Source organism: Neptuniibacter sp. QD34_54 (assembly GCF_047778055.1).
GTDB lineage: Bacteria > Pseudomonadota > Gammaproteobacteria > Pseudomonadales > Balneatricaceae > Neptuniibacter.
On record NZ_CP180546.1, the window covers coordinates 649,433 to 672,424 of the forward strand.

Sequence of the window (22,992 nt, forward strand, 5' to 3'; positions counted from 1 at the left end):
GCTTTTTTGCAACAGAAATAAGGCTAGTTACTTGTTACAGCAACTTTTAAATTCCTCTAGAAATTCTAAGAAAGCTTTTTTCCTTCTCTTCGATGCGGTTATTTTGCCTTTTTGTTGTTGGCTTAGCTTTGCTCTACGTTATGATGATTGGACTGCTAAAGATTTTGTTCATTGGCCAGCGTATCTATTAGCGCCAGTTATAGCGATCCCTATTTTTATAAAGCTGGGGCTTTATCGCGCGATAATTCGCTATATTGGCTATAAAGCGCAATGGACAGTTGTGAAGGCCATAACCTTGTCCCTATTGATATGGGTTGTCGTTACATATTTGCTCGGTCTCGATCAAAGCACTCCTAGGTCCGTTATTTTTATATTTTGGTTTATAGCTATTTTTGCAATTGGCGGTAGTCGTATGTTGGCTCGCTGGATTGTTCTGCATCAATTTCCAGGTGGGGAGCAGAAGGCTAAAAAAGAATCTGAGCGAGTACTTATTTATGGTGCAGGTTCCGCAGGTCGGCAGTTGGCAACAGCTCTTTATCACTCCAAGGAATTTAGTGCGCTTGCATATATTGATGATGATTTAAAATTGTCGGGTCTAGATGTAAATGGTGTTCGTGTATATCCATCATCTGAGATAGAGTTGTTAATTGAGCGCTTCGATATCGATTCTGTCCTTTTAGCTATCCCTTCTGCTTCTCGGCAGGCAAATAAGAAAATTGTTGATAGCCTAAGCACTTATCATGTCAAGGTGCTTACGCTACCAGGTTTATCTGATATTGCAGGCGGCAAAGTCAGCGTCAGTGATGTTCGTGAAGTTGATATTTCAGACTTACTGGGTAGAGATGAGGTCGAACCAAATCAATCTTTACTTGATGCATGTATTAAACAAAAGGCCGTCATGGTTACTGGGGCTGGTGGCTCTATTGGGTCCGAACTCTGTCGCCAAATTTTAAAGCAGTCTCCAAAGAGACTTGTTTTGTTTGAGCAATCTGAATTTGCTCTTTACTCAATTGAGCGTGAAATTAAATCTTCTTTTGATTCTATTGATTCTATTGAAGTAGTGACTGTTCTGGGTTCGGTTACCGATCAGGAGCACCTAGAGAAAGTGATGATGCAGTTTAATGTTGATACTGTTTATCACGCTGCAGCATACAAGCATGTACCTTTGGTCGAAGGAAATAATATTGCTGGACTGCGTAATAATGTTTTAGGTACTTGGCGTTGTGCGGAAGCTGCAATAGCCTCAAAAGTTGAAAATTTTGTTTTGATTTCAACGGATAAGGCTGTTAGGCCTACCAACGTTATGGGTGCAAGTAAGCGCTTAGCTGAGCTTGTTCTTCAGGGGTTGAGTGAACGAGAAGGGGATTCAATTCGTTTTACCATGGTTCGGTTTGGTAATGTTCTTGGTTCATCTGGCTCTGTTATTCCGTTATTTAAAGAACAAATAAAACAAGGTGGTCCTGTTACAGTAACTGATCCCGATATTACTCGCTATTTCATGACTATCCCTGAGGCAGCTTCCTTAGTTATACAAGCAGGTTCAATGGGTGCTTCTGGTGAAGTGTTTGTGCTTGATATGGGTGAGCCGGTAAAAATTTATAATCTTGCTAAGCAGATGATAAATCTTACAGGTTTGTCTGTGCGCAGCGCTCAAAATCCGTCAGGTGATATAGAGATTGTATTTACGGGTCTTAGAGATGGTGAAAAGCTCTACGAAGAGTTACTTATCGGAGATGATGTAGTTCGTACTGATCACTCAATGATTATGCGTGCTCAAGAGGTTAAGTTACCTTGGGATGAGTTAGTAGAGGTGCTTAATCGTCTATCTTTGGCTATTGATTGTTATGATCATGCTGTAATCAGGGATATATTGCTAGCCAATGTGAATGGATATAATCCGCAGCATGAGATCCGTGATCTTATGTATATTGAGCCTGTTAAATCTGCTTAAACAAAGAGGGGCGTGGCAGGAATTTGCTGAGCGAGAATTGATGGTGGGCCTAGCAGGACTCGAACCTGCGACCGATCGATTATGAGTCGAGCGCTCTAACCAACTGAGCTATAGGCCCTAAGGAGGGTGCCCATAATACCGATATGGTTTCATGGGCACAAGAGTTTGATTTAAAAGAATTTACTATTCGTCTAAGAAGCCGCGTAGGTGTTCAGAGCGGCTTGGGTGACGTAGTTTGCGTAGCGCTTTAGCTTCGATCTGACGGATACGTTCACGTGTTACGTCGAACTGTTTACCAACTTCTTCAAGTGTGTGGTCCGTATTCATCTCAATGCCGAAGCGCATACGAAGTACTTTGGATTCGCGTACTGTTAGACCTGCTAGTACTTCACGAGTCGCTTCACGCAGACCTTCGCCTGTTGCTGAATCAACAGGGGAGGAAATGGTTACGTCTTCAATGAAATCGCCCAAGCTTGAGTCTTCATCATCACCGATTGGTGTTTCCATGGAGATCGGCTCTTTAGCAATTTTAAGTACTTTGCGAACTTTGTCTTCAGGCATTTCCATGCGTTCAGCAAGTTCTTCAGGTGTAGCTTCGCGTCCCATTTCCTGAAGCATCTGGCGAGAGATACGGTTCAGTTTGTTGATCGTTTCGATCATATGTACTGGGATACGGATTGTACGTGCTTGGTCGGCAATCGATCGTGTAATTGCTTGGCGAATCCACCATGTAGCGTAAGTAGAGAATTTATAGCCGCGGCGGTATTCAAACTTATCAACAGCTTTCATCAAGCCGATGTTGCCTTCCTGGATAAGATCTAGGAACTGTAGGCCTCGGTTTGTGTATTTCTTAGCGATAGAGATTACAAGACGCAGGTTGGCTTCAACCATCTCTTTCTTAGCGCGACGTGCTCGAGCTTCACCGATCGACATGCGACGGTTAACTTCTTTGATCTCAGCTAGGCTGATACCAGTAGTAATCTCAGCTTGGATAAGTTTCTTTTGAGCACGTTTAAGCTCAATTAAATTGGTTTTGATCGCACGAGAGTAATCAGAACCGGAATCGATAACTTCTTTAAACCAATCAGGGTTTGTTTCGTTACCAGGGAATTCTTTGATAAACGTCTTACGTGGCATTTTTGCACGTTGTGTGCAGATGCGCATGATAGTACGTTCTTGTTTACGAATGTCGTCGATAGTATCGCGAACTTGCCCAACAATCGCTTCGTAATAGCGTGGAGATAATTTGATCGGAGCAAAAGCTTCGCTTAGAAGTACTTGAGTATCGCCAAACTCTTTGCTGTCACGGCCTTGTTTCTCTAAGGCTAGGTGAAGTGCGTCAAAGTGTTCTTTGATTAGACCGAAGCGACGAGCAGCTTCTTCTGGGTCTGGGCCTTTTTCTTTTTCTTCGTCTTCGTCATCTTCGTCTTCTATTTCTGCATCTGGATCAGTGATAGTTGCAGCAGGTATTTCTTCATCATCGTCTGCATCAATATAACCGCTGAAAATATCGCTTAGGCGACCTTCCTCTTCAACGGTTAATTTGTAAGCTTCAAGGATGGCATCAACTGTACCAGGGAAGCAGGCTACGGCAGACATTACTTCACGTAGACCTTCTTCAATGCGTTTAGCAATGCTGATCTCGCCTTCGCGAGTTAGCAGCTCAACAGTACCCATTTCACGCATATACATGCGTACTGGATCGGTTGTACGGCCAGCATCTGATTCTACTGCGGCTAGTGCGGCAACGGCCTCTTCGTCGGCATCATCAGCTGAATCACCTTCGGTCATCAGTAGTGTTTCAGCATCGGGTGCTTCTTCAGACACGGAAATACCCATGTCATTGATCATGCGGATGATATCTTCAACCTGATCTGGATCGGCAATATCCTGCGGAAGGTGGTCATTTACCTCAGAGTAGGTTAGGTAACCCTGCTCTTTACCGCGGGCGATCAATTCCTTAAGGCGAGACTGCTGTTGCTGAGAAGTATCGGACATAGGACCCTGACTAGAAAAAGTGGATGAAAATCGAGCAGGCCATTATAGCGATGTAGTTAACAACATGCTAGGGAAAAGGCTGTGCAAGCTAGAGACTGTCATCTGTTAAAAATAGACTGTTTTTCAGCGACTTGCCGAAAATTCAGTAGTTAATGTAGCAATATATGGTGTCTGATGGTTTGTTTTTCAAGGGCGGGATGTACTGAAACTCTAATAAGGCCTGATAACAGCTAAATTTGGACGTTTAGGCCTTGCTGGTTGTCTTTAGTTGATTAAGTTGTTGCATAGATTCAACTAGTTTTATTTTCTCTTCTTTGGAAAGGGTGTGCTTCTTCTGTAAAAGGGAAATCTCTTGTTCTAATGCCTTTAGTGTTAGACCATGCTGAGCATCTTTAAGGTAGGCTCGGGCGATCTCTTCGGAGGTGATTTCTAAAGAGGTAGAGATTTCATAAAGTTCAACGATCGTTTGCGAAAGGGTTTCATCTTCACGCCAATCGACAACCAATTGTCCAAGTGAAGCTGTTGGGTTTTGTTTGTAATAGCTAACTAACTGAGCCAAAAGCTGAGAATTTACGTCTGTGTTGCTCTTGAGTGCTTCAGGAAATTGGTGCTCTGACGCCAGTTGTGGATAGTGAAGTAATAGGGCGATCAGTTTCTGTTCGAAAGATAGTTCGCTGCTATTATTGCGAAGGCTGCGAAATTGTTTCTTCCTTGGTTGGTATTGGGTGCTTTCATGGCTATGGGCCTCGTAGCTATGACCTTCGTTGCTATAATCGGCATAGTCGTAGGGCTGCGAATCTTCATAGTTTGACGATTCAGAGTAGTCGTACTCTGAAACTGCAGCGGGGGCTGGTGTATGTGTTTGTACTGACTCGTGAAAGTTAACCGTAGTTTGTATCTGTTCAAGCGAAAGGTTGGTTAATTCACAAATTCGGTCGAGCATCATCTGCTGCAACAAACTCGGTTTCATTGAGTTTATAGCAGGTAGTACTTCTGTGCTGAATCTAGCACGACCATCCATGCTGTTTAGATCAGCTTGTTCAGAGTGGCTATTAAAGAAAAACTCGGAAAGTGGTAAAGCGCTATCTAGTCGCTCCGTGAAGGCGAGAGTTCCTTCTTGGCGTACTAGGCTGTCCGGATCTTCGCCGTCAGGTAAGAAGAGAAAGCGGGCTTCTTTTCCATCTTCGATAACCGGAAGTGTTGTTTTTAGTGCACGCATCGCTGCTTCTCGCCCGGCATTATCACCATCGAAGCAGAATATAACTTCAGGGACGAGTTTGAATAGTCTTTCTAAGTGTTGCGCAGTTGTTGCTGTACCTAGTGTTGCTACAGCATAGTGAATGCCAAACTGTGCGAGGCCAACTACATCCATATAGCCTTCAACAATGATTAAGCGTTCAAGCTTGTTGCTGTGCTTACGTGCTTCATAAAGCCCGTAAAGTTCTCTGCTCTTATGGAAGGTCGGGGTTTCGGGGGAGTTTAAGTATTTTGGTTTGTCATCGCCCAGTACGCGCCCACCAAAACCTATTGTACGGCCTCTTTGATCCCGAATCGGGAACATTATTCGATTGCGAAAGCGATCATAATGGCTATCACGATCTTCGTTGTGTATCAGTAACCCTGCTTCTTCTAGTAGCTTTTGATCTGCATCGCTTTTGCCTAGGTGCTTAAGAATGTTATCCCAGCCAGAAGGGGCGAAGCCGATCGAAAATGCTTTGGCTGCTTGGCCTGTCAATCCTCTAGTTTGCAGATAGTTGACAGCATCTTGTCGGGTGTTGTGGCTTTTAAGCTGATCTTCATAAAACTGAGCGGCTTTAGCTAATAAATCGTATAGCTTTTTAAGTTGCTGCTCTTTTTCGCGCTGTTGGGGATTGTCATCTTTAGGGACTTCCATGCCCGCGGTTTTGGCGAGTTCTTCAACAGCTTCAGGGAAATTTAGATTTTCGTATTCCATTAAAAAGCTAATGGCATTTCCGCCTGCGCCGCAGCCGAAGCAGTAATAGAACTGTTTTTCTTGGTTGGCGCTAAAAGAAGGTGTTTTTTCTTTATGGAACGGACAGAGGCCTGAGTAGTTTTTTCCAGCGCGCTTTAGTTTTTGGACACGGCCATCTAGCACATCAATAATATTGATGCGGGCAAGCAGGTCGTCAATAAAGCTTTGGGGTATACGTCCGGCCATTATCGTTGCAGCTGAAAAGGTCTCAGCGGCAGTTTAACTGGATAATTGAGACTTGACGAGTTTGGATACTGTTCCCATATCGGCGCGACCTTGGATTTGAGGTTTAAGGATTCCCATAACCTTGCCCATGTCTTGCATGGATTGTGCGCCGGATTGCTCTGCAGCTTGTTTTACGAGGTCTGTAATTTCCTCATCAGTTAGCGGTTGCGGCAGGAAAGTTTTAATCACCTCCAGCTCCTGTCGCTCAGCATCTGCAAGATCCATGCGTGCCGCTTCTTCAAATTGCGAAATCGAGTCACGGCGCTGCTTAGACATTTTGTCTAGCACCGCCAGTACTCTAGTGTCATCCAGTTCAATGCGTTCATCTACTTCGATGCGCTTTAGTTCGGCTAGCATCATGCGAATAGTTTTTAGGCGCTCTTTTTCTTTAGCGCGCATTGCAGCTTTCATCTCATTAGTGATTTGCTGCTTCAACTCTGACATGACTAACCTTCCTCTGGATGGGATCTAAATCGCGTGGATTAGTATAGGCGAACGCGACGAGCGTTTTCGCGAGATACTTTTTTAGCGTGACGTTTTACAGCTGCTGCTGCTTTACGCTTACGAACAGAAGTTGGCTTCTCGTAAAATTCGCGACGACGAACTTCAGCTAGAATACCTGCTTTTTCGCAAGAACGTTTGAAACGACGCAGAGCTACATCAAATGGCTCGTTTTCTTTAACTTTTACAGCTGGCATGTTTGAACAAACCTTAAATTGTTTAGTTAATCCACAAAATTATCTTGCCAAAAAACAGACGGTTTTATGGCAAGGCGCAAAATTCTATTCGTTTCACATAGTGAAGTAAAGCAGATAATCGGTTTGTTGGGTATTTTCGGTGCAGGTTTTGAGGGGGGCAGGTATAATAGCCCTCATCATGTTAGTGAAGTGAGTGAACGATGCGCGTACTGGGGATTGAAACCTCTTGTGATGAAACAGGAGTGGCAATTTATGACAGTGAAAAGGGTCTACTTGGTGATGCCTTATATAGTCAGGTGAAAATGCACGCTGAGTACGGTGGTGTAGTGCCGGAATTGGCTTCCCGTGACCATGTACGTAAGTTGCTGCCTTTATTGGATGAGACTTTTGCCAAAGCTGGCCTTCAAAAAGGAGATGTAGATGCTGTTGCTTATACATCCGGACCAGGCCTTATCGGAGCATTAATGGTCGGCGCTTCAACAGGTCGAGCTATTGCACTGGCATGGGGAAAGCCCGCAATAGGTGTGCATCATATGGAAGGTCATCTGCTCGCGCCTATGCTTGAAGAGAATCCTCCCGAATTTCCGTTTGTAGCGTTGCTCGTTTCTGGCGGTCATACTCAGCTCGTTCGTGTTGATGGTATTGGGCAATACGAGCTATTAGGTGAGTCTTTAGATGATGCTGCGGGTGAGGCATTTGATAAGGCCGCTAAAATGCTGGGTTTGGATTACCCTGGAGGGCCACTCATTGCCAAACACGCACAGCTAGGTGATCGTCAGCGTTTTCGCTTTCCTCGTCCAATGACTGATCGACCTGGTATGGATTTTAGCTTTTCTGGCTTAAAAACATTTACATTGAATACTGCAAACGATCATCGAGATGCTGAAGGTAAGATTGATGATCAAACGGTGTGTGATATTGCGGCTGCGTTTGAAGAAGCGGTAGTGGATACTTTAGCAATCAAATGTCGCCGTGCTTTGCAGGCTACAGGCTTTAAGCAACTGGTCATAGCGGGCGGTGTAAGTGCTAATCAGCGATTACGAGAGCGCTTAGAAGTGATGGTTGAGAAAGAACGCTCAGAGCTCTTTTATGCCCGTCCTGAGTTTTGTACAGATAATGGTGCCATGATTGCTTTTGCAGGTTGTCAGCGATTACTAGCAGGGCAGCAAAGTGACCTAGTTATTACGACTAAGCCGCGCTGGCCTTTGGATACGCTTGATTCTATTTAAAGCCTAGGTTCTTCGCCGTTTAGTAATTTTTTAATGTTTTTTCGGTGGCTATAAAGAAGTAATAGGCAAAGAGTTGTTAGAAGAAGTGAATGGCTTGGAGCTATTATCCAAGTGAATACTGGAGTTATTAGCGCTGCGGCAATTGAGGCGAGAGAGGATATCTTGCTAATCGTTACTGCAATCACCCAGATGATCAACTGTATCAGTGCGATGGGCCAATAAAGTGCGATGCAAGCACCAAATGCTGTTGCTACGCCTTTGCCGCCTTTTAATGGCGAAATAATAGGGAATATATGTCCGGCAACTACGGCTAATAAGCAGTAGGAAAGCTCTGTTTGTGAGATCTGTAGGAGTTTTCCAAAGGCTAGCGCTGCTAGGCCTTTGCTAATATCGCCAAGTAAAGTAAGTATGGCTGCTTTTTTTGAGCCAATTCTGAGTACGTTAGTTGCACCAGGGTTGCCGGAACCTCGTTGGCGAGGGTCTGGAAGGTTGAGTGCACGACAAACTAGCACTGCTGTGGGTATAGAGCCCAGCAGGTAAGCTAGAAAAATTAGCCCGAAGGCCATTGTTGCCGATTCGGTCATTCGATATCCAAAGGTTGAGTATGGATTTAGTTTACATTCGAGAGTTAGAAGTTGAAACGATTATAGGTATCTATGATTGGGAAAGAGAGATTCGTCAACGAATAAATCTTGATTTGGATATGGGTACTGATATCCGTCAGGCAGCAAATACTGAAGATGTTGATAATACGCTTAACTATAAAACGGTGTCAGATCGATTGATTGAATTTATAGAGCAGAGTGAATTTCAGTTGGTCGAAACCATGGCTGAGCAGATTGCTGAGATCGTGATGACTGAATTCGGTGTGAAATGGCTGCGTTTACGTTTAGGTAAGCCGGGAGCGGTACCGCAGGCAAAAGATGTTGGTGTCATCATCGAGCGTGGAGTTCGTGGTTAAGATGGCTCAAGTTTATGTCAGTATCGGCAGTAATATCGATAGAGATCATTATATCTCGCAAGCGCTAGATGCTTTGCATAAGCATTTTGGCGGGCTGAGTATATCCAGCGTTTACGAAAGTGAAGCGGTAGGGTTTGTTGGAGATAACTTCTATAACCTGGTTGCTGGTTTTGTTACTGATTTGCCATTAGTTGAACTATCTCCGTTACTGAAAAAGATAGAAGATGAAAATGGTCGTTGTCGCAAAGGACCAAAATTTAGTGGTCGTACCTTAGATATCGATATTCTTACCTATGATGATTTAGTTGGCATACACTATGGGGTGCAATTACCTCGAGGTGAAATTACTAAGAATGCTTTTGTTTTGTGGCCTTTAGCTGAGATAGCAGCAGATGTGGCTCACCCTGCAATAGGTACGACGTATTTAGAAATGTGGTCGAGCTATGATAAGGCTCGGCAGAAGTTGTGGTCAATCGACTTTCAATGGCAAGGCCGATCATTACCTTGCGTGTTTGAGGCTTTAGATAGCACTAGTGGCTGAATAAGGATTTTCCGCCATCTACCGCGAGCACTTGGCCGGTAATATATTCTGCAGAAGCAAGAAATGCGATTGCTTGGGCTAAGTCTTCCGGTGAGCCGATGCGCTTTAGTAGTGTTTTATCCAAAATGCTTTGTTTTTGATCTTCTTCTAATTCTTGTTCTGGCCATAAAATTGCGCCGGGTGAAACGCCGTTAACTCTTACCTCGGGTGCTAATTCCTTAGCCAAAGACTTGGTCATCATCTCTAACCCCGCTTTTGCAATTGAATAAATAGGATATCCAGGCAGTCCGCGTTGCGAGTGGATATCGATCATGTTGATAATGCAGCCATAGTTTTGGCGAAGTAATTTGCTTAGCGAGGCTGTTAGAAAGTAGGGGGCACGAAGATTGGAATTGATTAAGTCGTCCCACTGCTCCTGAGTGCTTTGTTCGATTGGTGTTGGGTAGAAGGATGAAGCGTTATTAACCAGTAAGTCGAGTTGTCCGAACTTTGATTTTACATCTTCAGCTAATTGTTCAACTTGTTCCATGTAGTTTAGGTCTGCAGAAAAGATAAAAGCACTGTTCGGGCGTAAATGGTTTAGCTTTTCTTGTAGTGCTTCGGCTGCTTTAGCTGAGGATCGGTAGTGAATGGCTACAGTATATCCTGCTGCATGAAGTGTTGAGGCTGTTGTTGCGCCAACCCTGCGTGCACCGCCAGTTATCAGTGCCACTTTTGTTGCAGTAGTGTTGGTGCTCATTAGCTGTCCTTCAGTGATCTTGGTTGCATATATCGAGACGTAGACGCTGTATCTCTTTGCCCAGTTCAGGCCCTTTAAAACCTTGCTTGATCAGGTTAGCAGGCTGAATTTGGTTAATAGAATCTAATATTGCAGCTAGCGATTGATAGTTAGGTTCTGGGTGTAGAGCATCTACGCAGATCAAGAGCTTATTTAGGCGCTGTGGTCGCCGAATCAGATCGAGGGCTTGGATCGTCTGCAGTTTATCTTCTGCAGATAAATTATCGAATTGACTAAGGTTCTCATGCTGTTGTTGGCACTGTGAAGCCAGCTCTTTTACTGATTTTTGTGTTCTTAATCGATCACAAAAAACATCCAGTATTATTTCGTTATCCGGAGCGGTCAGACAGGCAAACCGGCAATCAGCATCCGTGGCTGTTTGTGTAGAACGAATAAAGTTTGTAGCCCAGTCTGGTTTCGATATTGCATTTTTTAGCTCAGGAAGAACTTTTTGTATCGCTTCTGTTTTTTGGAGTAGTTCTAAAAATACCCATGGAGAAGGTTCGCTTAATGCCCGTTCAAACTCTTTCCATACTCTTTCAGGGGTCAGGTGTTCTAGCTCATCGCCTTTAGCTAACTCCTCCATTAATGCTAAGGTTTCATCAGCTACGCTAAACCCTAGGTGGTGGTAGCGCGCGGCAAAACGTGCCACACGCAAAACACGCAGAGGGTCCTCTGAAAATGCCGGGGATACATGACGTAAGATTTTTTGCTTTAAATCTTCCTGGCCCTTGTAGGGGTCATGGATTGTGCCTTGATCGTCCATTGCCATGGCATTAATGGTTAGATCTCGGCGTAGAAGGTCTTCTTCCAAAGTGATTGCTTTATCGGCGTTATATTCAAAGCCGGTATAGCCTTTGCCTGATTTTCTTTCTGTTCGCGCTAGTGCATATTCTTCACCCGATTGGGGGTGAATAAACACGGGGAAATCTTGACCTACAGGTTGAAAGCCTTGTTCGATCATCTCTTCAGGGCTGGAGCCTACAACCACCCAGTCTTTATCGTAAACAGGGAAATCTAATAGCTTATCTCTAACTGCGCCGCCCACTAAATAGATCTTCATTAAGCTATTTCACACAGGTCAGGTTGTTCTACGCGCCATGCCTCAAAACCACCATTGATGCTATAGACTTCATCAAAGCCTTGTTCAACTAAGAATTGAGCAGCTTGTTGACTGCTTATGCCGTGATAGCAGCATACAAGCAGAGGTTTATCCATGTCAGCCGCAGATATGTAGTCATGTAGATTTTCATTACTAAGATTGTGAGACCCACTAATGTGGCCTTGCGCAAAACTGTTGGGATCTCGAATGTCGGCAACCTGGGCACCGTCTTTGATCAACGCTGCTGCTTTTGGAGAATCTATACACTCAAAATGACTCATAAAAGTTACCTGTTGCTTAAATAAGTGGATGTCGGAGGTGGCTTTGGTTTTTTGCCTTGTGCGGGAACACTAAAAAGTTGATGGTCTTCTATGCGAAGGGCGGTTAATCTGTTGCCCCAAACACAGCCTGTATCAAGCGCAAAGACATGCTCAGCATCGGCATTCCCCTCCAACGCTGCCCAGTGGCCAAATAGGATACGAATTTCGATTTCTGCCGGATCTTTTCGTGGAGCTTTAAACCAAGGCTGGTAGCCTTCGGGTTGTGATGCGAGTGAGCCTTTGGCTGAGAAATCTAATTGCCCTTCAGGGCTACAAAAGCGCATGCGTGTTAGATAGTTCGTAATAAGGCGTAAGCGTTCCCAACCACTTAAGTCAGAACTCCATAGATCGGGTTTGTTGCCATACATGTGGTTGAAAAAAGTTTTGGCTTGGTCGCTTTGCAGAACTTTTTCTACTTCTTTTGCGCGTTTGCGGGCTTTACGAATAGTCCAACAAGGCGGAATACCTGCGTGAACCATTACCACGTTAAGTGATTTGTCATACGCGATTAGCTTTTGCTTACTTAGCCAATCCATTAGCTCAATACGGTCTGGTGCTTCTAATATTTCATCCAGAGTATCGCTGCGTTTGCAGGTTGTTGCTCCATAGTGGACGGCGAGAAGGTGTAAATCATGATTTCCCAGAACGCAGGTTGCTCGGTCACCTAAATCGCGAAGAAACCTTAAGGTTTCTAGTGATTTAGGGCCGCGATTAACGAGGTCTCCAGCAATCCATAAATGGTCGCTGTTAGTAAAGTTAATAGTTCTAAGTAGGGCTTGTAGTTCGTCGTAGCACCCTTGGATATCGCCAATCGCATAGGTCGCCATACTGGTTGCCTGTGTTTAGTGCAGTGCGTTAGGTCTTGCTAGAGTGAATGCTGCAATAGGTGCTTTAAATTGAGTGCCTTTATCGGTGCTCATTTCATAGTGGCCTTGCATGCTTCCAACGCTGGTGGCTAATACTGCGCCACTTGTGTAGGTATAACTCGATTCAGGGTCAATCACAGGTTGTTCGCCAACAACGCCTTCGCCCTGAACTTCTTGAATATGCTGGTTGCCATCGGTAATTAGCCAGTGGCGGTTAAGAAGCTGGACCGGCATATCATTATGATTGGTGATCGTAATTTTGTAAGAAAAAACAAAACGTTTGCTATCAGGATCAGATTGTTGGGCCAGATAGTTGGTTTCTACGTCGATATTGACGTTGTTACCTAGGTCGATAGTTTCCATAAATGCCTTATTTAGCCTTTCTGATCTGTAAGGTAGTTACTAATGCGAACAAAGTCTGAGATAGGGAGCTTTTCAGGTCGTAAGCCTGGATCGATGCCGATCTCTTCTAGTGCATCTGCAGATAGTAAAGGTTTTAAATTATTGCGTAGCGTTTTACGGCGCATATTGAATGCCGTGCGTACAACGGTTTCAAATTGTGAAACATCTTTGGCTACGTGCGGTAACTCACGGTAAGGTGTGAGTCTAATAATCGCCGAGTCTACTTTGGGAGCGGGGTTAAATGCGCCTGGAGGTACGACAAACAGTGACTCAACTTTGCAGTAGTACTGCGCCATAATGCCTAATCGACCGTAATTGTTTTCCCCAGGTCCAGCAGCCATTCGATCAACTACTTCTTTTTGCAACATGAAGTGCATATCTTCTACTTGCTCAGCATGACTCAGTAGATGGAATATTAGCTGAGTGGATATGTTGTATGGAAGGTTGCCTACAATACGCAGCCTCTTTTCTCCTTTTTGTAGCTGGGAGAAATCAAACTTCATAGCATCCGCTTCATGAATGCGGAATTTGTCACCGTAGTTGAAGAACTTGGTGCGTAAGATCGGAGGAAGGTCTCTATCTAGCTCAATTGCATCAAGTTCACCTGCTTCGCTCAGCAGCTCTTCTGTCAGGGCTCCTAACCCCGGGCCAATCTCTACTAGTTGATCTGATTCATGAGGTGCAATAGATCGAATAATGCGACGAATCACGCCGTGATCGTGCAAAAAGTTTTGCCCGAAACGCTTGCGGGCTTTGTGTGCTACTGGTTTTTTAGTCATGAATTAGTTCGTAGTTTGATTGCGGTGGGTAGCCATGATGCCTGCATATTCAATAGCAGTCATTAGGCTGCCTGAGTCGGCAGTTCCAGTTCCGGCAAGATCCAATGCAGTACCATGATCTACCGAGGTGCGAATAATAGGCATGCCGAGCGTAATATTCACAGCTTTGCCAAAGCCTTTGTATTTTAGCACTGGAAGGCCTTGGTCGTGGTACATGGCTAGTACGGCATCTGCTGTAGCAAGGTACTTGTCTGTGAATAGTGTATCAGCTGGCCAAGGGCCACTGAGAGTTATGCCTTTTGCTATGAGTTTATCTAGTGTAGGTTCAATGACTTCAATTTCTTCGCGACCTAAGTGGCCACCTTCGCCAGCATGCGGGTTGAGACCGGTGACTAGGATGTTGGGCTCTTTGATGCCAAAGCTGTTTACTAGATCGTGATGTAATACCTCAATTACTTCAGTGAGTAATTTGGGTGTAATCGCATCGGCAATGTCCCGAAGGGGAAGGTGGGTTGTTGCTAATGCAACTTTTAACCCTTCGGTTGCTAACATCATGACGACTTTATTGCTTTCTGTAAGTGCTTCAAGAAACTCGGTGTGGCCGCTAAAAGGAATACCAGCATCGTTAATAATGCCTTTATGCACAGGAGCTGTTATCAAAGCGTCGCAAGTTCCATTGAGGCAGGCTTGTGTCGCTAGTGTTAGCGTTTCTAGCACATAAGGTGCGTTATCACTATTAAGCTCACCAGGAATCGCTTCAGCTTTTAGTGAAATCGGAACTACCTTTAGAGTTCTTGCGGGCGTAGGCGACGGCGGAAGCTCTGGGTCGAACTGTTCAATCGATATCGGCAGTTGCAGTTGTTCCGCGCGTTTGCGCAGTAGTTCAGGATCTGCAAATGCGATCAATTCATGGTCATGGCCCAGTTGCGCAATTTGAATGCACAGGTCGGGGCCAATGCCAGAGGGCTCACCAGGGGTGATTGCTAATCTATTGATACCCAAGCAATCACTCCTTAATGTCGACGTAGGCCTGAGAGCGAATCTCGCGTAACCAGTTAGTTAATTCTTCATTGTACTTGCGTTTGCGGATAGCTGCGCGAGCCTGATTTTCTTGCATCTGAGCGCCGAGGTCTTCTGTGCGCGTATCTAAGACCGTCAAAATATGCCAGCCAAAGCGTGATTCAAAAGGAACTGATACTTGCCCAATACCAGTATTGTTCATCACTTGTTCGAATTCTGGCACCATTTGGCCGTCCTGCGTCCAGCCTAAAGAGCCTCCTTCAGAGCCACTTGCTGGGTCGTCACTATACTCTTTGGCTAATGTGGCAAAATCTTCGCCAGATTGAATGCGTTGGTATAACTGGGTTATTTGGCGTTTAGCCTGCTCAGATGTGCGAATCTCACTTGGCTTAAGCAAAATGTGACTAACTAAACGCTGAGGCACTAGTTGTACGGCACCGCCGCGCTTATCCTTCGCCAAAAGAATATGGAAACCACTTGGAGATCGTACTGGTTTGCTGAAATCGCCAGGAGATAGTTTACGAATCGCATTACCTAGTACTTCTGGTAGTTCGTTTGCCTTTCTCCAGCCTAAATCACCGCCTTTAAGAGCATTAGGGGCATCGGAAAACTCTACAGCCATTTCAGCGAAATCGGCGCCGGACTTTAGCTTTTTGAAGACATCATTGGCTTCTCGTTCCGCTTTCTGAATTGCCTCAGGGGATGCTTGGGATGGCGTAGCAAGAAGAATGTGTCCGAGGAGATACTCTGCTGAAGTTTGTTCCTGACCGCTAGCTGAGTTTAGGAAGTTTTCTAGTTCCTGCTCGGATACGCGGATTCTTCGGTTAACAAGGTTTTGCTGTACATTGGAGATCAGCATCTCGTTGCGGATCTGCTCTCGAGCTTGATTATAATCCCGACCTTCGGCAATTAGAGCATCGCGGAATTGCTCTAAAGTAAGGCTGTTCTGAGCAGCGATCCGTGCAATGGCTGCATCAAGCTGTCCTTCTGTTACTCGAATGCCTTGTCTGGCAGCCAATTGCTTTTGGATGCTGTCGATAATCAGGCGGTTTAAAACCTGTTTATGTAAAATGTGCTCCGGTGGTAGTTTTGTATTCCGAGCGCTTAGTTGCTCTTTGACTATAGCAGTGCGCTGTGTCAATTCACTTTGCATAATTATGCCGTCATTGACAACGGCAGCAACTCGATCCAGTGGGATTTCCGCAGCCAGTGTTGCTTGCGATGTTGGAATCAGTAGTCCGAAAACAGCTGCAGAAAATAGTATCTTGCGAAGCTTATTTGTCATTGTGCTCTTCACGCTCTTCATAACCAATAATGTCATTTAGGAAGCCATTGCTGCCGCTACCAAATGATCCAAGCCCTTTTAGGGTGAAATTCAGGAACATGCCTGTATCGTAATTGTCTTTATCGTCTAGCCAGCGGCGACCGGCAAAGCTGACTTTCCAGCAGCAGCTTTCGTATTCGAGGCCTAGTGCTGATTCTAGGTTGTCGTTTTCTTCAATATCATGTAACCAGCGACCCATAGCAGTCCAGCTGCCACTTAAAGGCCAAATGAATGATAAGTCTGTCTGCTTACGAGTGTCTTCTTCATAACGGTAGCTGAAGTCAAATCGATGATCTAGGTCGCTGTTATAACGTAAGCGCAGGTTTGATTCAGTATTGCTGAAATCGTTGTTATCTAAAATCGCATCGAAGCTAGCGCGGAAGTTTTGGTTTAGATACCAAACTGCTTCAGTCGCAATATCGCTCTGACCTTCAGTTGAATCTGGTGATGCAGGATCTAGTTGTACTTTTCGGTCGGCAAAATAGTAGGCTTGACCAATGCTCAGGCTGCCTTTCTCGTTGCCATCTTTTCCATAAAAGCGGCTAGCGAGTCCAAGTGAGATCTGTTTGGCATCTCCGACTCTATCCTTACCGCTAAAGCGGTTTTGGCGGAATAGGGCGTTATAGTTAAAGTCAGGCTCTGATGTATCGAAGTCAGGGATTTCATCCTGATCTTCTTCTGGCACGTATAAACCGTAAATTCGTGGTTCTAATGTTTGTGTGCCACCGTTAATAAGTGCTCTTTCGAAAATTACAGTGCTATCTAGGCTGAGGATGGGCACGTTGACGCTTGGGCTTTCAGCTAGGCCTGATAGCTGATTATCTAAACTGTAACTGCTGTTCCATAGTGATAGTTCCGGTTTGATGTAACCCCAAGGGGCTTGCCATAGATAATTGACAGTCGGCATGATGAAACGACGGTCGCCAATAATCCGATCACGACCGGCTAACCCTGATAAGTCTCTATCAAATTGAGTGTATTCGGCAATGTATTTAAATTCGCCGGCATCTCCGAACGCATTCTCGCCCTTTAGGGTAAGCTGCGGCAGGCGTTTGTACGGTGATTTACTATTGTTATCGATGGTTTGATAATCATGAACGCGTGCTCTAAAACTCCAGTTGTTCTGGCTGTAAGTGATGTCTGCACGTTGGTCTAAGTGATCTTGACGGCTTACTTCTAGGTTAGTATCCAAATCTTCGAAATAATCATCGTCACTTACTGCACTGAAATCAATGTTTGTGCGCCACCTTTCTGCAGGGCTGCCTTTGTGATCTATACCAAGTAACCATCTGTCATCGTTAAATGATTTGTCACTAGATAAGTAAGCGGTATTTAATGTGTTGCTAGACCACTTGTTCATATGGCGGAATTCGTTTTCTAGCAATAGCCCCCGATCTGACATGTAACGAGCAGTCAGTGTGTCGTCCATATTCGGTGCGATATTGAAGTAGTATGGCGCTGCTAGATCTAAACCGCCGTCAGTGCTGTAACCAATACTTGGATAAAGGAAGCCTGATTTTCGTCGATTATCGATTGGGAATGTGAAGTACGGTGCGTAGAAAATAGGTACACCACCGACACGGATTACAGTATCTTCAGCTTCACCAATGCCTTTGTTTTTATTCAGAACGATACTGTCGGCTTCTAGCTTCCAAGCATCACTGAATGGTGGGCAATAGGTATAATCACCGTTTTCAATACGGAGGCGTTCATCCTCTAAACGTATGATTCGATCAGCAGATCCGCGTAAGCCATCTTCATGAATTACGTATTGAGCATTGCTGAAAATTGCTTCTGAGCTGCTTGTGTCGATCTGCGCGCTATCGCTTAGCATTAGCAAGCCAGTTTCACGGAACTTTACGTTACCTTCAAGACGGGCCTTATTGGTTACTTGGTCTAATTCTGCAGAACTAGCACTTAGTCGGCGACCGCCTTGACGCATAGTCACTCCACCCTGCAAGCGACTTAATCCTCCGATAATTGTAGATGACTGGTCTGCTTCCAAGTAGAGCGGAGGATTTTCTAAGTGTTCATCGCCGGCAATTGGGTAGCTAGGTTCTAAATAGCGCCCGGCACATTGTTGACCTTGAGGGTTTCTGTAATAAGCCCAATCTAAATGCGAGTATGGGTTTTCGGTATTATACAGTGGTTCAGATGAGCCACTACGTTGCTGTGATTGAGGAAGGCTAAGCGCGTGTATGTTGACTTTGTGACAATCCCAATCGCCGCTTGGGCTCGTGCCACACTGCCATTCGCTTCCAATCACTTCGGCTGTTTGTATAGGCTGGTGAGTAACGATAGCTGGAGCGGTGGTTTGTACGTTCGTTTGAGTAGGTGTTTCAATCGCTAACTGAGGTTGCTGCTGTGATTGTTCGATCTCATCGTTACAGAGCCATTCACCATTTGTCCCAGCAACGCAGTCCCAAACTCCGTTGTTTGTAGTTTTTGCCTTTACGCTTGGGCGGCTTTGGGTTGCAGCTGGGACCGAAACTACGGCTTCTTGCCTAACTCTAGGAATGGGTGCCGCTTGGACGGGTGTTGTTGCTTCAATTTCAACCGGGGTAGCTTGAGGGCTAGGTGTTGTTGAAGCAGGTTGTTGAACAACTGATTCCTGAGGCGTTTGTTTGGCCGCTTCGGTTTGATTGACCAGCTCTTCATTCACAGAGCAATCCCATTCGCCATCTTTGGTCATGCTGCAACTCCAAGCCATCTCTTGTTCAGATGGTTTGTTTTCTGCAGTCGCATAGCTGGATACTAATGCAGCACTAATGGCTAACGTTAGTGAATATGTCGATCGTTTGGCGAAGGGCATCAAATACTAAATCCGTTTCAGCGGTTCCGAAGAATTCGGTTGTGGCCGAACCTCAGTGAAATTAAGCATAAGGGGCAGAATGATAAATCATTCTAGGCAGTGAGTGTAGAGTTCTGCAGGGTTTTTGTTGAGAGTTAAGCATTAATGATTAACGAATGAATTACTGATCGCTTCTACCTTTTTGGGTTATCTGAGTGTCATAATAGCTCGTTTAAGCATGTAGTTGGTTTATGGGGCGTATTTAGATGGATCTGCGGTATACAGATTTAAAAGAGTGGTTGTTGGAGATTTTGCCGGGATTTTCGGGGTTTGATAGTAAAAATTGGCAGCTCGAAACTGTATCAGGTGATGCCAGCTTTCGACGTTATTTTCGAGCAATATCCGGTGGAAATACTTGGATAGCTGTGGATGCTCCGCCAGAGAAAGAAGATAGTCGTCCATTTGTAGAGGTGGCGACTGCATTGGAGCGGACGGGGGTTCCTGTGCCGCATATTCACAATCATGATCTGTCTAAAGGCTTTATGCTTCTTGGGGATTTTGGTGATGATCTTTATCTAGATCAGCTTTCAGACGAAAGCGTTGATGGTTTGTATGACGAGGCTTTAAAGACCTTGTTGTTGATGCAGAGCTGTCAGCCTGCTCGGGGTAAAGAGTTACCTTTGTATGACGAGGCATTGCTACGTCGAGAAGTCGAGTTGTTTCGAGAATGGTTTGTGGAAAAATTACTGGGCGTAAAGTTGAATGATGAGGCGCAGCGCTTAGTCTCTTTTCTTTTTGATTACCTAATTGATTCCGCCTTAGAGCAGCCGAAGGTTTTTGTGCATCGTGATTATCATTCGCGAAATATTATGTATCGCAAGGATTTGGCGCCGGGGATTATCGATTTTCAGGACGCTGTTGAGGGGCCTGTTACATACGATTTAGTGTCTTTGTTACGAGACTGCTATATCGATTGGCCGGATGAAAAGGTCTATGGCTGGGTCGAGGGATACAGACAGGCCTTGATCGCTAATGGTCAGAATATGCCAGACCGAGTTTATTTTAAGCGTTGGTTTGATCTAATGGGCGCGCAGCGTCACCTTAAAGCTATAGGGATTTTTGCGCGTTTACACATACGTGATGGTAAATCTGGTTATTTGGCAGATATCCCTAGAACCTTGAATTATCTTATTACCGTGGCGGCTAAAGTTGAGGAGTTAAAGCCAGTTGCGGGATGGATGGTATCGGAATTATTGCCAGCGATGCGTAAAAGTGAGCATTTCTCTGACACGGTTTTGGATAATTGGATTGTGTCATGAAGGCAATGATCTTAGCCGCCGGCCTAGGCACCAGAATGCGTCCTTTAACGCTGAAAACGCCTAAACCGCTGTTAAAAGTCGCCGACCGAGCTTTAATTGAATACCACATTGAGCGTTTGGTGCGTGCTGGTATTAGAGAAATAGTAATTAATCATGCGTGGCTTGGTGCTCAAATAGAGGAGTATTTAGGGGATGGCTCTAAATACGGTGTTTCAATCAAATATTCTGCTGAAACTGAGCCTCTAGAGACGGCGGGTGGTATTCGAAAGGCATTGTCATTGTTAGCTTCTGGTGGTGAAAAGCAGTTCCTGCTGGTAAATGGTGATGTCTTTACAAACTACCCATTTGAAAAATTGTTGGCTGAGTCTGATGACTCTCACCTAGTATTGGTGCCGAATCCAGAGCATAACCCTAATGGTGATTTTGGGTTGCAGCAGGGCTGTGTGAATAGTGATGATAAAATAGGTTATACCTTTAGCGGAATTAGTCGTTTATCTATTGAGATGTTTGAAGGTATCGCGTTAGATGAGAAAGTACCATTGGCCCCCTTGCTTAGAGAGCAGATGGCTGAAGGTAAGGTTTCAGGTGAGCTGTTCGAAGGTTTCTGGGCAGATATCGGAACACCTGAAAGATTGGATGAGATAAATAGATTAGTGTTGGGGAATCAAATTAATGGCCTTTGATGCACAAGAGGCGGGCGCGCAATTAGGATCAGGCGTTAAGCGGTATTCTACGTCTATATTACTGGGTGCGGCGGTAGGTTTGTTTTCCGGTGGCTTCTGGGGGCTGATATTTGGTGGGTTTGTCGGTTATTTGATTAGTCGCGCTCTAACTAAAGCAGTGGCCGCCGTAAATCCTCAAGAAGCCTTTTTTAAAGCAACTTTTTCCGTTATGGGGCGTATTGCGAAAGCGGATGGGCGCGTAACAGAAGACGAAATTCAATTTGCGCGAAATGTAATGACTCAAATGCGCTTAACCGATGAGCGGAAGCGTGAGGCGATTGATCTTTTTACTCAGGGGAAAAGCGAAGATTTTGAGTTCAGTAAAACGGTAAAACCGCTAGCGATTCTTTTGCGTCACCGACCTACGGTCAAATTGATGTTTATTGAAATCCAATTGCAGGCTGCTATGGCAGATGGTGAGGTAAGTGCGCCAGAGCTAAAAATCATTGAAGAGCTTTGTCATCTATTAGAGTTTGGTACGGATAGTGTTGAAGAGGTAATTGCTCGCGTCAAAGCACAACGAGATTTTTATCAGCACGGCCAGGCTGGTGTTGATGCGGCAGTTCTATTGAAAGATGCTTATGCGGTTTTAGGTGTGGATGAAAGCGCATCTGATGCTGAAGTGAAAAAAGCTTATCGTCGCCAAATGAGTCAGCATCATCCAGATAAGTTGGTTTCTAAGGGGTTGCCAGAAGAGATGATCGAATTGGCCAAAGAGAAATCCCAAGAAATTCAGGCTGCCTATGAGCGAATAAAGACGGCACGAAAATAAGCGCGTTTTTTAGCCCGGGGCTTGTTCTTTGTTGCTTTGCTCTTCCGAAGGAATATCTATACTTCGGCTTTGTTGTTCGGCTTTTATAATGTAGGTGTTGATCATGCCTCGAACATGTTTGAACAGCCAAGAGTTGTCTTTTTTCCAATTGTCATTGGCTTGCGGTAAGCGACTTTGGTGGAAGTTGTTCATGCGCTTATGTCGCGCTAATCGCAATCTTCGTTCTGGTGTGTTTTCACTGTAATTTGTATTTGTCGATCTACGTGCAGAATGGTGTAGGTCGATTATGGTAGTTTTTATCTCGGGTAAGATTTCTAGCAGTCGCGGAGCGTTCTCTGTTTTAGAGTCTCGGGCATCTAAGAGGACTAAGCGAAGGTTTTGCTGTTCTTGATGCTTTTGAACGTATTGTGCCGCCCATGTGGCGCCTGTGCCGGCCCCTAAAACAAGGACTCTATCGACGCCTTTCTCTTTTTTGAGGTGCTCAAATGCGGTGTTGCCTAGGCGGGCTACGATCTCTTGGTAATTCTCTTTTTCTTCCTGTTCCTGCTCTGCCTCTGCTGGTGCGTTAGCGGCATTTTCCTGTTGGTTTGTTGCTGCGTCAGAAGGTGTTTCAGTGTTTTCTGTTGTGGCTTCTTCTTGGGCTTCTACAGGTTCTGTTGAGCCGTCTTGAGGGGTGTCTGGGCTCTGAGTTGGTTTTATAGCCGACAAAACCGGTAGTGTGCGTTTTGGCAGAGGAGTTTGAGCCGGTTGGGGTAAAAATACCGCTAATGTATACCAGCCGTGATTAGCTAGACCTGTGCGGATTTGGTTTAGATTGTCTGGCCAATCCATATGGGTGAGTTCATCCGGGAATATGATGACGCCACCCTGTGGTATTCCGCTACCTTCGGTTAAATAGTAACCAAGTAATTGTTCCCCATCTTTTCCTGTATCGAGCTGTAGTACCTGAGTGCCGGGGTCAGGGTGTGATGAGAGCGCTTGGCGAAGATTATTTTCTCTACTGGGTTCAGTTCTTTCGACCATCGGTGCTGATGATTGAGCCGCACTAGCTGTTTTTTCAGTACCCGCGTTTGCTTCCTCATCGGCGGAAAGGGCGTTGGAGGAAATCAAACTAAGACTAAGGAGAAGAGAATATAATTTCATTTGAACGATTATGAGTAAGAAGCAGGCTGACAGCAAGATGTCTGCTCCGCTAAAATAT

22 protein-coding genes and 1 tRNA gene are annotated in these 22,992 nt (G+C 45.0%); 7 read left to right on the forward strand and 16 right to left on the reverse strand.

Going from position 1 to position 22,992, the window contains the following annotated elements; translation table 11 throughout:
- Positions 1 to 31: 31 nt before the first annotated feature.
- Positions 32 to 1,951: a polysaccharide biosynthesis protein gene (locus ACMXYP_RS02765; protein ID WP_415883484.1), complete on the forward strand. Its 1,920-nt coding sequence runs from the start codon at positions 32 to 34 to the stop codon at positions 1,949 to 1,951.
- A gap of 41 nt (positions 1,952 to 1,992) precedes the next feature.
- Here the strand turns inward: ACMXYP_RS02765 and ACMXYP_RS02770 are convergent.
- The 5 genes from ACMXYP_RS02770 to rpsU form a co-directional block, all read right to left on the reverse strand.
- Positions 1,993 to 2,069 (reverse strand) — tRNA-Ile (locus ACMXYP_RS02770).
- A gap of 65 nt (positions 2,070 to 2,134) precedes the next feature.
- Positions 2,135 to 3,949 (reverse strand): RNA polymerase sigma factor RpoD, encoded by a 1,815-nt coding sequence (gene rpoD, locus ACMXYP_RS02775; RefSeq protein WP_415883485.1) that lies wholly within the window; start codon positions 3,947 to 3,949, stop codon positions 2,135 to 2,137.
- A gap of 244 nt (positions 3,950 to 4,193) precedes the next feature.
- Complete coding sequence (dnaG, locus tag ACMXYP_RS02780) at positions 4,194 to 6,128, reverse strand: DNA primase (protein ID WP_415883486.1); 1,935 nt, start codon at positions 6,126 to 6,128, stop codon at positions 4,194 to 4,196.
- A 33-nt stretch (positions 6,129 to 6,161) separates the two neighbouring features.
- A complete protein-coding gene (locus tag ACMXYP_RS02785; protein WP_415883488.1) occupies positions 6,162 to 6,611 on the reverse strand; it encodes a GatB/YqeY domain-containing protein in 450 nt (149 codons plus the stop codon).
- A gap of 38 nt (positions 6,612 to 6,649) precedes the next feature.
- On the reverse strand, positions 6,650 to 6,865 hold the full coding sequence (rpsU, locus tag ACMXYP_RS02790; protein ID WP_275814767.1) for a 30S ribosomal protein S21: 216 nt from the start codon (positions 6,863 to 6,865) through the stop codon (positions 6,650 to 6,652).
- 200 nt (positions 6,866 to 7,065) lie between these two features.
- On the opposite strand from rpsU, the gene tsaD reads away from it, so the two are divergent.
- Positions 7,066 to 8,094 carry a tRNA (adenosine(37)-N6)-threonylcarbamoyltransferase complex transferase subunit TsaD gene (tsaD, locus tag ACMXYP_RS02795; RefSeq protein ID WP_415883489.1) on the forward strand — a complete coding sequence of 343 codons (1,029 nt, stop codon included), beginning with the start codon at positions 7,066 to 7,068 and terminating at the stop codon, positions 8,092 to 8,094.
- On the opposite strand, the gene plsY is transcribed toward tsaD, so the two are convergent.
- On the reverse strand, positions 8,091 to 8,678 hold the full coding sequence (plsY, locus tag ACMXYP_RS02800; protein WP_415883490.1) for a glycerol-3-phosphate 1-O-acyltransferase PlsY: 588 nt from the start codon (positions 8,676 to 8,678) through the stop codon (positions 8,091 to 8,093). The two genes, tsaD and plsY, sit on opposite strands and share 4 nt — an antisense overlap.
- 20 nt (positions 8,679 to 8,698) lie before the next feature.
- Between plsY and folB the strand changes: the two genes are divergently transcribed.
- Both folB and folK read left to right on the forward strand, forming a co-directional pair.
- Positions 8,699 to 9,055: a dihydroneopterin aldolase gene (gene folB / locus ACMXYP_RS02805; protein ID WP_415883491.1), complete on the forward strand. Its 357-nt coding sequence runs from the start codon at positions 8,699 to 8,701 to the stop codon at positions 9,053 to 9,055.
- 1 nt (position 9,056) lies between these two features.
- On the forward strand, positions 9,057 to 9,596 hold the full coding sequence (gene folK, locus ACMXYP_RS02810) for a 2-amino-4-hydroxy-6-hydroxymethyldihydropteridine diphosphokinase (protein WP_415883492.1): 540 nt from the start codon (positions 9,057 to 9,059) through the stop codon (positions 9,594 to 9,596).
- Here the strand turns inward: folK and ACMXYP_RS02815 are convergent.
- From ACMXYP_RS02815 to lptD, 9 genes are read right to left on the reverse strand one after another with little or no spacing between them, the layout of a single operon-like run.
- Positions 9,586 to 10,335 (reverse strand): pteridine reductase, encoded by a 750-nt coding sequence (locus ACMXYP_RS02815; RefSeq protein ID WP_415883493.1) that lies wholly within the window; start codon positions 10,333 to 10,335, stop codon positions 9,586 to 9,588. The genes folK and ACMXYP_RS02815 overlap by 11 nt on opposite strands.
- A gap of 10 nt (positions 10,336 to 10,345) precedes the next feature.
- A complete protein-coding gene (locus tag ACMXYP_RS02820) occupies positions 10,346 to 11,437 on the reverse strand; it encodes a hypothetical protein (protein WP_415883494.1) in 1,092 nt (363 codons plus the stop codon).
- Positions 11,437 to 11,757, reverse strand: coding sequence for a thiosulfate sulfurtransferase GlpE (glpE, locus tag ACMXYP_RS02825; RefSeq protein ID WP_415883495.1), 321 nt, complete (start codon positions 11,755 to 11,757; stop codon positions 11,437 to 11,439). The genes ACMXYP_RS02820 and glpE overlap by 1 nt, the downstream gene beginning before the upstream one ends.
- Before the next feature lie 5 nt (positions 11,758 to 11,762).
- A complete protein-coding gene (locus ACMXYP_RS02830; RefSeq protein ID WP_415883496.1) occupies positions 11,763 to 12,623 on the reverse strand; it encodes a symmetrical bis(5'-nucleosyl)-tetraphosphatase in 861 nt (286 codons plus the stop codon).
- A gap of 15 nt (positions 12,624 to 12,638) precedes the next feature.
- Positions 12,639 to 13,025: a Co2+/Mg2+ efflux protein ApaG gene (gene apaG, locus ACMXYP_RS02835; protein ID WP_415883497.1), complete on the reverse strand. Its 387-nt coding sequence runs from the start codon at positions 13,023 to 13,025 to the stop codon at positions 12,639 to 12,641.
- Between the two features lie 11 nt (positions 13,026 to 13,036).
- A complete protein-coding gene (gene rsmA / locus ACMXYP_RS02840; protein ID WP_415883498.1) occupies positions 13,037 to 13,843 on the reverse strand; it encodes a 16S rRNA (adenine(1518)-N(6)/adenine(1519)-N(6))-dimethyltransferase RsmA in 807 nt (268 codons plus the stop codon).
- A 3-nt stretch (positions 13,844 to 13,846) separates the two neighbouring features.
- Positions 13,847 to 14,845: a 4-hydroxythreonine-4-phosphate dehydrogenase PdxA gene (pdxA, locus tag ACMXYP_RS02845; RefSeq protein ID WP_415883499.1), complete on the reverse strand. Its 999-nt coding sequence runs from the start codon at positions 14,843 to 14,845 to the stop codon at positions 13,847 to 13,849.
- Positions 14,846 to 14,849: 4 nt separating this feature from the next.
- Positions 14,850 to 16,148: a peptidylprolyl isomerase gene (locus ACMXYP_RS02850; protein ID WP_415883500.1), complete on the reverse strand. Its 1,299-nt coding sequence runs from the start codon at positions 16,146 to 16,148 to the stop codon at positions 14,850 to 14,852.
- Positions 16,138 to 18,999, reverse strand: coding sequence for an LPS assembly protein LptD (lptD, locus tag ACMXYP_RS02855; protein WP_415883501.1), 2,862 nt, complete (start codon positions 18,997 to 18,999; stop codon positions 16,138 to 16,140). Before lptD ends, ACMXYP_RS02850 begins: the two co-directional genes overlap by 11 nt.
- A gap of 245 nt (positions 19,000 to 19,244) precedes the next feature.
- On the opposite strand from lptD, the gene ACMXYP_RS02860 reads away from it, so the two are divergent.
- Genes ACMXYP_RS02860 through djlA form a run of 3 tightly spaced genes read left to right on the forward strand, consistent with a single transcriptional unit; the run spans position 19,245 to position 21,791 of the window.
- Positions 19,245 to 20,297, forward strand: a complete 1,053-nt coding sequence (locus tag ACMXYP_RS02860) for an aminoglycoside phosphotransferase family protein (protein ID WP_415883502.1) — start codon at positions 19,245 to 19,247, stop codon at positions 20,295 to 20,297.
- The gene (murU, locus tag ACMXYP_RS02865; RefSeq protein WP_415883503.1) at positions 20,294 to 20,980 is read left to right on the forward strand and encodes an N-acetylmuramate alpha-1-phosphate uridylyltransferase MurU; all 687 of its coding nucleotides are present in this window, start codon (positions 20,294 to 20,296) and stop codon (positions 20,978 to 20,980) included. The genes ACMXYP_RS02860 and murU overlap by 4 nt, the downstream gene beginning before the upstream one ends.
- Positions 20,970 to 21,791 carry a co-chaperone DjlA gene (gene djlA / locus ACMXYP_RS02870; RefSeq protein ID WP_415883504.1) on the forward strand — a complete coding sequence of 274 codons (822 nt, stop codon included), beginning with the start codon at positions 20,970 to 20,972 and terminating at the stop codon, positions 21,789 to 21,791. The genes murU and djlA overlap by 11 nt, the downstream gene beginning before the upstream one ends.
- 9 nt (positions 21,792 to 21,800) lie before the next feature.
- Here the strand turns inward: djlA and ACMXYP_RS02875 are convergent, their stop codons facing one another.
- Positions 21,801 to 22,934, reverse strand: coding sequence for a DUF3530 family protein (locus ACMXYP_RS02875; protein WP_415883505.1), 1,134 nt, complete (start codon positions 22,932 to 22,934; stop codon positions 21,801 to 21,803).
- Positions 22,935 to 22,992: the final 58 nt, after the last annotated feature.